At 45.3% G+C, this 13,784-nt stretch carries 7 protein-coding genes, 1 pseudogene and 1 CRISPR repeat array; of the genes and pseudogenes, 4 read left to right on the top strand and 4 right to left on the bottom strand.

All coding sequences use genetic code 11. The features are described 5' to 3' along the window. Positions 1–290 (bottom strand): annotated as a pseudogene (locus HMPREF0670_RS17345) (hypothetical protein); the annotation flags it as partial. A 351-nt stretch (positions 291–641) separates the two neighbouring features. On the opposite strand from HMPREF0670_RS17345, the gene nadB reads away from it, so the two are divergent. From nadB to HMPREF0670_RS14965, 4 genes are all read left to right on the top strand, one after another. After that, complete coding sequence (nadB, locus tag HMPREF0670_RS14980; protein ID WP_009231982.1) at positions 642–2,231, top strand: L-aspartate oxidase; 1,590 nt, start codon at positions 642–644, stop codon at positions 2,229–2,231. Positions 2,232–2,303: 72 nt separating this feature from the next. Continuing rightward, positions 2,304–3,296 carry a quinolinate synthase NadA gene (gene nadA, locus HMPREF0670_RS14975; RefSeq protein ID WP_009231981.1) on the top strand — a complete coding sequence of 331 codons (993 nt, stop codon included), beginning with the start codon at positions 2,304–2,306 and terminating at the stop codon, positions 3,294–3,296. Positions 3,297–3,314: 18 nt separating this feature from the next. After that, on the top strand, positions 3,315–4,175 hold the full coding sequence (nadC, locus tag HMPREF0670_RS14970) for a carboxylating nicotinate-nucleotide diphosphorylase (protein WP_009231980.1): 861 nt from the start codon (positions 3,315–3,317) through the stop codon (positions 4,173–4,175). 373 nt (positions 4,176–4,548) lie between these two features. After that, a complete protein-coding gene (locus tag HMPREF0670_RS14965; protein WP_009231979.1) occupies positions 4,549–4,773 on the top strand; it encodes a hypothetical protein in 225 nt (74 codons plus the stop codon). A 584-nt stretch (positions 4,774–5,357) separates the two neighbouring features. Then, positions 5,358–7,324: direct repeats of the CRISPR family, unit length 47 nt; unit sequence GTTGTGATTTGCTTGAAAACTCGTACTTTTGCAGTATCGCAAACAAC. A gap of 124 nt (positions 7,325–7,448) precedes the next feature. Here HMPREF0670_RS14965 and cas2 read toward each other — a convergent pair. The 3 genes from cas2 to cas9 are packed head-to-tail and all read right to left on the bottom strand — an operon-like array spanning position 7,449 to position 13,310. Next, on the bottom strand, positions 7,449–7,790 hold the full coding sequence (gene cas2 / locus HMPREF0670_RS14955; protein ID WP_009231974.1) for a CRISPR-associated endonuclease Cas2: 342 nt from the start codon (positions 7,788–7,790) through the stop codon (positions 7,449–7,451). A gap of 7 nt (positions 7,791–7,797) precedes the next feature. Then, positions 7,798–8,730 (bottom strand): type II CRISPR-associated endonuclease Cas1, encoded by a 933-nt coding sequence (gene cas1 / locus HMPREF0670_RS14950; RefSeq protein ID WP_009231973.1) that lies wholly within the window; start codon positions 8,728–8,730, stop codon positions 7,798–7,800. Then, a complete protein-coding gene (cas9, locus tag HMPREF0670_RS14945) occupies positions 8,730–13,310 on the bottom strand; it encodes a type II CRISPR RNA-guided endonuclease Cas9 (protein WP_044078500.1) in 4,581 nt (1,526 codons plus the stop codon). Before cas9 ends, cas1 begins: the two co-directional genes overlap by 1 nt. Between the last annotated feature and the right edge of the window lie 474 nt (positions 13,311–13,784).

Genomic DNA, 13,784 nt, shown 5'->3' with positions numbered 1-13,784 from the left:
TGGTAAACTGAGAAGGTATTTATGGGAAAATAAGAAAGATTGGAAAGCCTATAAAAGAAGAATGAAAGAAGTGAGAAAAGAAAACAGGCAGTAGCCGTTAATAATACGTATGAAGAATTTATCTTGTACAACAGTATGCTTAGCGTTGTGTTCCTGTTGGCCACCATTCCCCAACGTTCATGAATGCGCAATGCAGGTGGGACGTTTTCGTCCAAACACCCATGTTTTGCCACAGACAAATGCGGCAGAATTTCAGATTTTATTGTATCTTTGTCCAGTACTTCGTACATGAGAGGAGTGTTTAACTTGGTTTTGTAGCACAAAGATAATAAACTCCTCTCAATTTATAGAAGTATAAAAAGTCAAGACGACTTCAAATATAAAGAAATGAAAGCAATTGGTAACTATTCAGCGATACCCAATATATACAGTGCATATATTGGGTATCGCTGAATAGTTACCAATTGCTCGGCTTTTAGCTGTTTCTCCGTAACGGCATACTCTAAAATACACTGGTGGTGTTTCTTAGAACTTGCCTAAAAGAAAAAAGAAGAGGGATTATATTAAACTTCCTTGCGCTAACTTATAGCTTTTTATTACCTTTGCAGCAACTATTTGATTAATATCAGAACAAAACATTTATGATACAAAAGTTCGACTTCCTTGTTATCGGCGGCGGTATAGCAGGCATGAGTTACGCACTGAGTGTGGCAAAAAGCGGAAAAGGGAAGGTTGCCCTTGTGTGCAAAACAACTTTGGACGAAACTAACACGACCAAAGCGCAGGGCGGAGTGGCGGCCGTAACCAACCTTGACGTAGACAATTTTGAAAAGCACATCAACGACACGATGGTTGCCGGCGACTACATTTCGGACTTGGCCGCCGTGAAACACGTTGTGCGCAATGCACCCGATGCCATCAAAGCGCTTGTGCAATGGGGCGTGCAATTTGATAAGAACGAAAATGGGGAGTACGACTTGCACCGCGAAGGCGGACACAGCGACTTCCGCATTCTTCATCATGCCGACGATACCGGGTTCGAAATTCAACGCGGACTGATGGCGGCCGTGAGGGCGAACAAGCATATTACCGTGCTAGAAAACCATTATGCCGTTGAGATTATCACGCAACACCACTTGGGCGTACAGGTTACACGCAAAACACCCGACATAGAATGCTATGGCGCATACATACTGAACCCCGAAACAAAAAAGGTAGACACGTTTTTAAGCAAGGTTACGCTTATGGCAACCGGCGGCGTGGGAGCGGTTTACGCCATGACATCTAACCCCGTAATTGCCACGGGAGACGGTATTGCAATGGCCTATCGCGCTAAGGCTACCGTGGCAGACATGGAGTTTGTGCAGTTCCACCCCACCGTTCTATACAATCCGTCGGAAACACATCCGGCGTTCCTCATCACCGAGGCGATGCGCGGTTATGGGGCTGTGCTTAGACTGCCAAACGGAAAGGAGTTCATGCAGAAATACGACGAACGACTTTCGCTTGCACCGAGAGACATCGTGGCACGAGCCATCGACCACGAAATGAAGATACACGGCCTGGACTATGTATGCCTTGACTTGACACACAAAGATGCCGAAGAAACGAAACGGCATTTCCCACATATCTACGAAAAGTGCCTTAGCATGGGTATCGACATCACAAAACAATACATACCCGTATGCCCTAGCGCACACTATATGTGCGGCGGAATTAAGGTAGACCTAAATGGGGAAAGTTCTATCAGCCGGCTTTATGCCGTAGGCGAATGTTCGTGCACGGGCTTGCACGGAGGAAATCGCCTTGCCAGCAACTCGCTGATTGAGGCTGTGGTCTATGCCCAGTCGGCCGCAGAACACGCGCTCCTTACGGTAGACAACTACGACTTTAACTTAAAGGTGCCTGAATGGAACGACGAAGGAACCCTAACCAACGAAGAACACGTGCTGATAACCCAGAGCGTAAGGGAGGTTGGCGAGATTATGAGCAACTACGTTGGCATTGTACGGAGCAACCTACGACTGAAACGGGCATGGGACAGGCTTGACTTGCTGTACGAAGAGACAGAAGAACTGTTTAAACGGGTTACGGCAACGAAAGACATCTGCGAATTGCGTAACATGATAAACGTGGGCTACCTGATAACAAGGCAGGCCATAGAGCGGAAGGAGAGCAGAGGACTGCATTACACGGTGGACTATCCCAAGCATGCCTACGACCAACAATGAGCAGGTGGGGAAATAAAAGAATTATTGTTTGAGAAACATCATTGCGTTTTCTCGCATTATAACTATATACACATGGTAGACAAGAAATGGTTGGAACTGGGTTTTATAGACGAACCCATTTCTGAAAAGACAGACATCAAAGCGGAAATACGCAGGATGTGCAAAGAAAAAAATGCGCTTATCATGGCGCATTATTACACAGAGAGCGTAATACAAGAGGTGGCCGACTTCATTGGAGACAGTTTGGCGTTGGCACAGAAGGCTGCAACGACGGATGCCGACATCATCGTTATGTGCGGGGTGCACTTCATGGGCGAGACAAACAAGATTCTCTGCCCAGAGAAGACCGTACTTATCCCAGACCTGAACGCCTCGTGTTCGTTGGCAGAGAGTTGTCCCGCCGAAGACTTCGAGCAGTTTGTTAAGGCTCACCCTGGGCATACGGTGATAAGTTACGTAAACACGTCGGCAGGAACCAAGGCGGTAACCGACATCGTGGTAACAAGCAGTAACGCCAAACAAATAGTAGACGCTTTGCCGAAAGACGCGCCCATCATATTCGGGCCAGACAGAAACCTGGGCAATTACATTAACGGACTTACTGGTCGGCAGATGGTGTTGTGGGATGGTGCTTGCCATGTGCACGAAAAGTTTTCGGTTGAGAAGATACTGCAATTGAAAAGAGAACATCCTGGTGCCAAGATATTGGCCCACCCCGAATGTAAAGGTCCCGTCATCAACATCGCCGATAAAGTGGGAAGTACGGCGGCCCTACTGAAATACAGTATCGCAGACGACGCACAAGAGTTTATCGTGGCCACCGAAAGCGGCATACTGACCGAGATGCAAAAGTCGGCACCGCAGAAAACCTTTATCCCGGCTCCGCCCGACGACAGCACCTGCGCCTGCAACGAATGCAACTTCATGAAACTTATTACGCTAAATAAACTATACAATTGTTTGAAATACGAGTGGCCTACCATCGAGGTACAACCCGAAGTGGCACAAAAGGCTATTAAACCCATTGAGAAGATGCTGGAAATATCCAAACGTCTGGGCTTATAAACTTAATTTGGAATTATCATGTTATCAGTAGAAGAGCTTAACGACAGGCTTATCGAACTTGCTTTTAGCGAAGATATCGGCGACGGCGACCACACCACGCTTTGTTGCATACCGGCTGAGGCCACGGGCGAAAGTAGATTGCTTATAAAAGAAGAAGGAATATTGGCCGGTGTGAACGTTGCCAAGAAGGTTTTCCACAACTTCGACCCCGAACTTGAAGTAGAGGTATATATAGAAGACGGTGCGCGGGTGAAGCCTGGCGACATTGCCATGAGCGTGAAAGGCCGTACACGGAGTCTGTTGCAAACGGAACGTCTTATGCTCAACATCTTGCAGCGCATGAGTGGCATTGCCACCATGACACACAAGTACCAACAAGCGCTGATTGATGCGGGAACTAAGACACGCGTACTAGACACACGCAAAACTACGCCGGGCATGAGAATGCTGGAAAAGGAGGCGGTAAAGATTGGCGGAGGTATGAATCATCGCATTGGCCTTTTTGATATGATTCTCCTGAAAGACAACCACATCGATTTTTGCGGCGGCGTGCATAATGCCATCTCGATGGCAAAGAGGTATTGCAGGGAGAATGGCAAGGACGACTTGAAAATAGAATGTGAGGTAAGGAACTTTAAGGAACTGGAAGAGGCGTTGCACGAAGGATGCGACCGAATTATGTTCGACAACTTTACGCCTGAGGCTACTCGCAAGGCGGTTGAGATGGTTGGCGGTCGCTGTGAAACGGAGTCGAGTGGCGGAATTACTTTCGAAACAATGATTCCCTACGCGCAAGCTGGTGTGGACTTCATCTCTTTTGGAGCACTTACACATAGTGTTAAGGGGCTAGATATGAGCTTTAAGGCTGTGGGTAAGTAGTCGCAGCCGCTGTTCCACCTAGGGTTTTATCGCTATAAACAATAGGTGGCCATCATTAGAAGACATGGCTGCAGGATTATTTGGTGCCGTGGGGGAGCGGTGTCTATCGAAGTGGTAGATAAAAACAAGATGGATGCACACAACATAAGAAAATAAAATAGGGGCAACTAAGCCCCTAAGTAGATTGGCAAAGGAGTTGAACCTTGCAATATGCAGCCTTTCGGGTGCCTCGCTACCGATGCGACCATCAATCTATATTGCAAATGTAAAGAGAATATTCGATAAAAGCAAATTATAAACATAAAAAGTTATAGTAAAACCCTAGCACTATTACGATAGCTCCGATTTCTACAAGTTCATTGAACAGTTTGCAATGAATGGCCACACGGACAAGGAGATAGCCAGCGAGTCTGAACTGTCTGCTGATGTGTTTGGTGGAATGAAATACGGCAACTATTGGGGATGGAATGACGAAGACAACAAGCTCAGGGGCGATGAAATTTGTAGGGGCTTAGCGTATGGGCCAACAAAAAAATATCGCATTGACCCGTGGCGTACACATCAAGGGCGTGTTTGGTGGCAAGAAGGCCAAGACTAAAATTATGAAGTACGTTCAAGGTAAGTGCGAATGCTTGAAATACCGTGCGTTTGCAGTATAGCAAACAATATGAGAGAAGTAGTTCCTACCTTTTATAAAGACTTTCCAAAAGGAGGAAGGTACTACATTCGTTCATTTTGAAAGCGTTACCATTTCTAAGGATGAGAAAGAAGTCTCAATAAGTTCACACCTTATCCGAGAAAAATAATTAAGAAATAAATTGAAGATTGATAGGTTGCTTTATAAGTCGACAGCACTAGACACACCTGCCAATATGCCCGCTGAACAACCTATCAACTCTGGTGGCAGCCAGTCTCCAAATAACAAAGATAAGGATAATTCTGCTGTTACGCAAGCAGAAAACCTTAAAAAAGAAGAGAAAGAAACAAACGAAACTATCTTGTCGCAAAAGGACTATGTGCAAAAACGTTTGACAGAAAAGTTTACGGATAGTCCCTATAATACGATTGAAGAGTGGGAAAACAATGATGTTGAGGGCTACACCAAAGCGTATGATGATATGATTGCCGAATATCCTAGCTATTTGCGCGGCCTTACCAAAACCGAAAAGCAGCAAGAAACCTGTTGTGATTTGCTTGAAAACTCGTACATTTGCAGTATCGCAAACAACATGTCATGATGCGCTATGGCACCGCTGATGTTGTGATTTGCTTGAAAACTCGTACATTCGCAGTATCGCAAACAACTAAGGTTGTTTCCTGTTTCTTGTCAGGCTGTTGTGATTTGCTTGAAAACTCGTACTTTTGCAGTATCGCAAACAACAATTTCTCTTGCAATAACCTCATTATCGAAGTTGTGATTTGCTTGAAAACTCGTACTTTTGCAGTATCGCAAACAACACGCGGTAGCCGTGGTGCTGCTGTCCGTATGTTGTGATTTGCTTGAAAACTCGTACTTTTGCAGTATCGCAAACAACACTTGTCTGAAATTAAAGAACTGAAAGCCGGTTGTGATTTGCTTGAAAACTCGTACTTTTGCAGTATCGCAAACAACAACAAGTTTGGCGAAAGTCTTATCGAGGTAGTTGTGATTTGCTTGAAAACTCGTACTTTTGCAGTATCGCAAACAACAATAAAGTAAAATGAGCAGAGAAGAGTTAGTTGTGATTTGCTTGAAAACTCGTACTTTTGCAGTATCGCAAACAACCCAAAGGAGCACGCATACGCGCGATTGTCCGTTGTGATTTGCTTGAAAACTCGTACTTTTGCAGTATCGCAAACAACTGAAGATAAAGAGGCATATACTCAGACATGTTGTGATTTGCTTGAAAACTCGTACTTTTGCAGTATCGCAAACAACTTGCCGCCGAAAAGGCAGATGCCGAGGAGCGTTGTGATTTGCTTGAAAACTCGTACTTTTGCAGTATCGCAAACAACTTGTCCAAAAGGACAAAGCACCATCATAAGTTGTGATTTGCTTGAAAACTCGTACTTTTGCAGTATCGCAAACAACCAAAGTATTTCACACCACCGCACGATGTGGGTTGTGATTTGCTTGAAAACTCGTACTTTTGCAGTATCGCAAACAACTTTGACGAACAATATCATACTGCGCAGGCTGTTGTGATTTGCTTGAAAACTCGTACTTTTGCAGTATCGCAAACAACTCCTTTTTGAATTGGTCAAGTACCATTTTGGTTGTGATTTGCTTGAAAACTCGTACTTTTGCAGTATCGCAAACAACTGGTTTGCCATTATCTTGGCGCAAGCGTTGGTTGTGATTTGCTTGAAAACTCGTACTTTTGCAGTATCGCAAACAACTGGTGTGAATTATTCCACACAGCCCGATAGGTTGTGATTTGCTTGAAAACTCGTACTTTTGCAGTATCGCAAACAACAAGACCATTACAGACTATACGCCGACAGGTAGTTGTGATTTGCTTGAAAACTCGTACTTTTGCAGTATCGCAAACAACTCAGAGAGAAAATAATAAACAGAATGATAGGTTGTGATTTGCTTGAAAACTCGTACTTTTGCAGTATCGCAAACAACCCAAACATCTCCTTAACCTTGGACCACATGGTTGTGATTTGCTTGAAAACTCGTACTTTTGCAGTATCGGAAACAACTAGATGCCTTCACAGGATAGCCATAACCAAGTTGTGATTTGCTTGAAAACTCGTACTTTTGCAGTATCGCAAACAACATCGGCAAGTTTCTTCTTTTGCTGCAAACAGTTGTGATTTGCTTGAAAACTCGTACTTTTGCAGTATCGCAAACAACACATAATAAGTTATTCTAGTATGGACAACAGTTGTGATTTGCTTGAAAACTCGTACTTTTGCAGTATCGCAAACAACTTGCATAACGATAATTACGATTGTTCTCTAGTTGTGATTTGCTTGAAAACTCGTACTTTTGCAGTATCGCAAACAACAAAAACTAAACGGCAAGATAATAATTAGAGTTGTGATTTGCTTGAAAACTCGTACTTTTGCAGTATCGCAAACAACGGACACATGAAGATATGTTTGTTCCTTGCGGTTGTGATTTGCTTGAAAACTCGTACTTTTGCAGTATCGCAAACAACTTAAATACCATATCTATTTGTACTACAAACAGATACAAAGATTTAAGAAATAAAAAAAATGAGACTGCAAAAAGAAATCCCACTCGTATGGAGTGGGATTTCTTCTTTCTAATAATATGAAGTGTTAGAACAATTCCAGCTGTTGCCCAGGTGCGTTAGGCTTATGAGGTTTAGTGCCATAAAAGAGCTGAATGTTGTCGAATTGCTTATCTGTTATACACAAAACGCCAACCTTGCCATACTTGGGGAGCGAGTTTTTCACCCGTTTGATATGCACTTCCGCATTCTCCATGCTAGCACAATGCCGCAGGTAGATGGAGAATTGAAACATGGTGAACCCATCTCGCTGCAAAAGGTTGCGAAAGTCTACGTATGCTTTCTTATCCTTCTTCGTTTCTGTTGGGAGATCGAAAAACACCAATATCCACATAACACGATATTCATTAAGACGGCTAAGGTTTGACATAAGCAAATTACATTTCAGGATAACTTACACGGCGTAGCTCGCCCGAAAAACATTTATAGAGCGAGGCCGTGGTCTGCTGAACGGCTATCATTAGCGGACTTCTTTTCCCATTGACAACCACATCAAGTGTGGGAATAACAAGCAACTGCGACTTCAACTCGCGAGCGAGTTCTGCCACACACCCATTTGTGCGAATAATGTTGAGCACTAGGCGGTCTACATAAGGGCGATAAGGCTCCATAATGTCGTCGGCGAGGCAGTAGGCATTGTTGCGATTGTGATGATGAATGCCCAAAGTGGGCAACAATCCACTACCAACCAATGCCCTAGCCACCACAGCACGCAGAATGGCATAGCCATAGTTCAGCAAATTGTTGGGCGGCTCGCCTTCGCGTGCCCTAACAAAATGCGGAAGTTCGGGAAAAAGATGCTGCCAATAATGAGCTGCTGCACGCGCCTCAATGTTATCGGGGTCGCCACTTCGCACCTGCTCTGCCCACACCTGCATGCACTTTTCGTCGTTACCTGTAACGCCCCGCAGAACTGCAGCTTGGTTGGCAATTTTCTGTTTGATGGTTTGTTGCCATAGCTGCTTGCGCAAAGGCAGAGAAGAATCTATCTGCTCTCGAAAGCGTTCGCTTTGCAAGGTGTTGCCGCTAAGGGGAAGAAGTAGCCCCACTGGATGCCCTTGCGCATTGCAGGTTATCACCGCACAATTGTTTTCGAGCAAGGCATCGAGCGCGCCCGAAGTGATGGTTATGCGCCGATGGTCGAGCACCACCACCCCAATGTCTTCCACAGGGATGGTGCGCTCGGCCTGCTCTTTCAGCACATTGCTCAGACTTTCGTTCTCCTCCACTTCGGGCAGACGGATAACCAACTGGCATTGGTGCAGACTTAGATAGGCGGGATTAGTGAAACAAAGTGTCTTCTTAATCATTACCTCACAATTTTTGTGATGTTACCAAGTCGGTCTACTTCCAACTTCCAGCACACGTTCTTTACCATGACTTTGTTAACATGAGAACTGTCGTATGCAGAAGAATATTCACTAGCGTCTAATACTCGTTCCATTTTGTTCAAAGCTTCGAACTCCACCTTATTACTTATAACAGATGCAACTGTAAATGGTAAGAAAAAGCATTGTCTATCAGTAGCACTCACCATCTTATATATCCTCATCTTGTCTATTGAGGGATGCGCTGTAGCGCGGTCTTCGTCTGTGGGAACATACACCAAGTCGTTTGGCGACAGGTAGAATTTAAGAGGTAGGCCAGCATCGTTAATTTCTGGAACAGGCATTTGCTTATCCTTTAATCTTTCGGCAGCTACCTTAAGGGCAATGGTTTCAAAGTGCCGTTTTCCCTCCTTATCCTCATAAATAGCGAAATAAAGGTTGGTTCCAGACTGCGCTTCAACAAATTTATCTTTCTTCGACCCCGTCTGTCCCACTGCAAACTTAGCCCCCTTAACCTCTGATACACGCACCTTCAATATGGGTTGATGCGGTTTTCCGTCGTTATATTCGGCAATATGCTCGTTCAAATAGGCGATACCTTCGGGCGTAAAGGCCTGTTCGGGAGAATTATCGTTCGCCTTTAAATAGTTTAGCAAAATCTTTTGAATGCCCGTGTCGGTAATGTCGGCAATGCGTTTGGCATTGAAAGACGTATCCAACGACTTGCGCGTGGCCACCATGGGCGTAGATTTTTCCGAACTAACATACACTTCCACCTTCTTTATATCGCGCTTATCAAACTTAAAGTCCTTAGCTTTAAAGTTGGCCAAAACCTGTTGGGGGTTAAAGCCATCACGCAGAAGACCCTTTATGCTAGCACGCAATTCTTTGTCTACAATGGCGTTGACATCATCCAAAGCGCGTTTCAAAGGCACCATTTCTTTCCTGATAAGGTTCACCTCGCCATAGTAGGTTTCCTTGTGCATGGGTTTCCTGATGGCTTTCAGTCCCTCACCCTCTTGCTTAAATCGTTTCTTCTTCCCATCCTTATCATAACGAAGATACGTGTTGGAGGCCTTATTCACCACGCGCACCGTATTTTTAAAGCTAACAACAAGGTCTTTAAGTGCCGCTTGGGCATCTTGCGTAAAGGTTGGCCAAGGTTTTCTTATCTCGCGCTTTCTATCGCATAGCAGGCGTTGAAGGTTCTCGTGAATATGCGGATTGGCAGCCGATTGATTATTGAGATAGTTAACAATGTTGGCCGATGCGCAGGCGATAACCAGCGCATCCATAGCATGGTGACGATGGTCGATACGCTTTTTCACAAATCCGCGTTGGCATTCAGGAGGTAAAGTGATTTGGAACACTTTCTTACTATCTTCCCCTTTCTTACTATTCTCCTCATTCAAGTATCTCCAATACCCAAAGTTCTGACTGCCTGTAAGATTGTTAAGCCTGATGAAACGCGGATAAACCAAATTGTGCCACACATCGTGCAAGCCCCAATCTTTTTTCAGCGTATCGGTAACGCCGCCCGTACACACCACCACATGTTTCGAACGCGTTTCTCGTTCTCCTTCCTCTCTAACCACATTAGAAAGCAGTGCCATCACCGTTTTACTGATATAGCGTGTGTCGTTGAGCTGTCGCGAATTAAAATCGGTGGGCAAGTCTTCCATCAACAGCTTGCTTCGCTTTGCGGGGTTGTGTGCATAGTTAGTCGTAACGTGCAGCTTATAGGCCTCCTCGTCAAGGATGCCCTTTGTTTTTCCACCGAATTTCTTAATAAACTCCATTCCCAAAAGGTTATCTTTGAGCTTATTTACCTCGGCCTCACAAATAACCTTATTTGAGAACGAATTGTCGAAATAACGACTCTGCGGAATGATGTGTTCAATCTCGTAGGCAGGGGTAAACAGCTTGGCCAAAGGGATGGGCCTACCCGTATATGGCGACACATACTTTTGGTCGAGCCACAGTTTATAGCGGCGCAGTTCGCTAGCGGATGGTTGTGCCAAACGAGAAATCTTAGCGATGTCTTCGTCTTGGTTGGTTAAGTTCTCCAATGCGCCCTCTTCGTATATTTTCAGCAATTCGCGTTGCGAAGGCGAATAAGGCCGAACATCGCTGATGCTAGGGTCGTTCTTCAATTCGGTAAGCAGCAAGCTTATGCGCATGTTGGTGTTTTCGTTGCGCTGTATGGCCTGGGTGTCGCGCGCCCTTTGTTCGGCCGTTCGTTTCATATTGCGCCCAAGTTCAACGTGTATCTCGTCTATCTGCCCTTCTTGCTCCCACACATCGCGTACCGTGCGCAAAGTTTCTAGCACACATTGCTCTACGATGGGGTTGCGCATAGAATGTTGCTTAAAGTTGTTGATGAAGGTGTTCAGTTCGTCTGCATCTTTCCACTTGACTATTTCGGCCACTTCCGAATGTCGCCCATACACCACGTAACAAGCATCCGAGACGGATAAGCCTTGGAAATGAGACAACTCCGTTAGTGGTCTTTCAGGATTAAGAAGCGCACCCATCAACCGCTCGTCTATATTCTCTTCGATGATGTTGCTGATGTTTTGCAAGGTTTGCTTGCAAATGCCACGATGAGCCATTTCATCGTACACGGCTTGCTTATTGCCTTTCGTCCGCTTAGCAGGTTCGGGCAATTCGTCGCCGCACCAATACTTGCCCAGTCGCATTACTTGCAACAGCTTTTTGGTGGCTTTCTCCGAATAGGCACCATACTCTTTCTTAAAGGGTTTCACCTTCAAGAATGATTCCACAAAGGCATCGACAGAAGAAACACCATGCGTAAGGGCAAAACGGCGCAGGGCTCTGGCAAGCTCGTTGCGGTCGGTAATGGAGTAGAGCAAGTTCCAAAGCATATACGCTACGGCAGGCTGATCAAGCAGCTGCCCAAGCGTTTCTTTCTCCTCCTTATCCACGGCCATGCCCTTAATGGCTTTGTTTATGGCATGGCGCGTTTCGTTGGCAGGGTAAATTTTGTCGTCTACATAGTTCCAACGCAAGGGGAATTCGCCACCCTTTGGTTTCTTCAATTTCAAGAAGTCGCGCAAGATGTGTTCTTGCTTTATTTCGCCTTGGTTGTTGAGCAGGTCGAACAATCGCTCCTTGTCTTCATTGCCCTTTATGTACGCTGCGGTTACGTCCTGACCATCGGCTTGGCGCAGAAGTCTAAGGTTGCTTATCCATTGCCACAATCTGAACTCTTGGAAATAAGGGTTAGACTTGGCAATGCACTTCACGTTCACATCCTTTATTTCTCCCGTCTCCTTATTAATATATTGGCGGGTTTCGTACGGACAGTTGGCTATAAGCGACTTTTTACTTTTCAGCGGACGCTGATAAAACAGCACGTCTTCTACAAGCAAGTGCTTAAAGTCTTTTGCGAGAAGCTGTGCGCGGTGTGCCTCGTTGTTCCGATAGAGCTCTTCGGCACATGCTTTCAGCAATTCGGCATCACACAATTCGGGATGAAACTCCATCTGCTTGGCTATTATCGCCTGCAATTCGCGCTTGTAATATTTGCGGTCGATAGTGCGCACAAGTTGTCCGCGCACCTTGTCTGAGGGGTTTGCCAATAGGTGATGGTAGATAAATGCGCCCACGGTTAAGCCCGATTTCTCCAAATGGTCTTCGGTACGTTTCTTAACCAGCGTCCAATCGTCTTCTTTTGGCGACCTAAACGAACGTTTCACATTACCATCTTTATCGCGTTTGGGTGTAACGCCATCCGCCTCTAAATCGGTAGTGACGATAAACGGAAGCGTTTGGCCCAGCCACTTTTCTAGCGAATACTTGCTTTGCCTGCGATAAACCCAGCCATTCTCTAAAAGCACGTTATACCAAACATTGCCGCCCTTACCTTCGTCGGTTGCTTCCACTTTCACCACTTTTAGTTCGTGATATTCCACGCGCTTGCTTGGTGTTTCCTCTTCTTCCTCCCCTCGCAGCTGGTAATAGCCGCGTTTTTGGTTGAAGTTAAGCAATATCCAAGCCAACTCTTCCTTAGCAATTGGCTTTGTCAAGGCCTTCGTACGCAGATAATACAGTGTCCAATCCAATGGAATGCGTTTGCCGTTGGCAACGAGGGAAGGCTGACTTGCCTTGAAATCGTGGAGCATCTCTTCGAAGGATTGCATGAAAATAAAACGATACCCCCCATCGTCTGCCTTTCGCCACGCTAGCTTAGGTTCTGTTTCGGGCAAGAACTTGCCATAGGTGGCGTTATCGTTTCTATCCCATCCAATGTACGCAGCATAGTGTTCTGGCAAGAAGCCCAACAGGTGAAGAACACGATGAAGTCGCTCTCGGCGCAAGAGTGCACGCTCCAACAGACGGCGATGGCTGCGATACTCAGTGCGTTCAGCCGTCTGCGACACGGTAACTCCCGAATCGAACTTACCCAATACATCCTGACTCATGGGGATGATTCTACTTCCCAAGCGGATGTCCTTCACTAGATTGCCATTCTCGTCAACAGAAATCAAAGCCCAGCCAACACTATTCGTGCCCAGGTCTAAACCTAAAATATTTTTCATTTTATTGAAATTTGTTTTGCAGTTAGCGATATTATCATTAAATTTGCAGCACGATTTCAAGCAAATCACAATAAGGATTATTCCGTTGTGAAACAAATAAGCCGGGTGTTATTAGGGAAACCTCATAGCATCCGCCTTTTTTGTTGCGTGCTATCATCGCAAACAAAGTGCCTTTGCCTTTGTTAAGGCAAAAATAAACATAAATTTCAAAACAAACAACAATCCAACTAAAAAGTTAGCGAAGTTGTCTTGACTGTAAGCATCCAAAATTCGCCGTATTGATACTTCACAAAAAAGCCCTTATATGACGGGCGTCATATAAGGGCTTTATGTTATTTGCAGTTTATGGGCAGTAGTTTAATCAACTCATCCTCCTTCATGTCCAGCAAAGGTTTCGCTAAGACGCGCCTTAACCATCCGTAAGGTTCTATCCTTGCCTCCCTGCAACAGGCCATGAATGTATAGAAGACGGCA

The sequence above is a fragment of the Prevotella sp. oral taxon 317 str. F0108 genome (assembly GCF_000162415.1).
Classification (GTDB): Bacteria; Bacteroidota; Bacteroidia; order Bacteroidales; family Bacteroidaceae; genus Prevotella; species Prevotella conceptionensis.
The sequence above is the reverse complement of the archived record's forward strand: the minus strand, read 5'-3'. Positions and strand labels throughout refer to the sequence as shown.

Bases quoted from the DNA above. Each gene is read 5' to 3' on its own strand.
- nadB (WP_009231982.1), top strand. From the start codon at position 642: ATGATACAAAAGTTCGACTTCCTTGTTATCGGCGGCGGTATAGCAGGC.
- nadA (WP_009231981.1), top strand. From the start codon at position 2,304: ATGGTAGACAAGAAATGGTTGGAACTGGGTTTTATAGACGAACCCATT.
- nadC (WP_009231980.1), top strand. From the start codon at position 3,315: ATGTTATCAGTAGAAGAGCTTAACGACAGGCTTATCGAACTTGCTTTT.
- HMPREF0670_RS14965 (WP_009231979.1), top strand. From the start codon at position 4,549: ATGAATGGCCACACGGACAAGGAGATAGCCAGCGAGTCTGAACTGTCT.
- cas2 (WP_009231974.1), bottom strand. From the start codon at position 7,790: ATGTCAAACCTTAGCCGTCTTAATGAATATCGTGTTATGTGGATATTG.
- cas1 (WP_009231973.1), bottom strand. From the start codon at position 8,730: ATGATTAAGAAGACACTTTGTTTCACTAATCCCGCCTATCTAAGTCTG.
- cas9 (WP_044078500.1), bottom strand. From the start codon at position 13,310: ATGAAAAATATTTTAGGTTTAGACCTGGGCACGAATAGTGTTGGCTGG.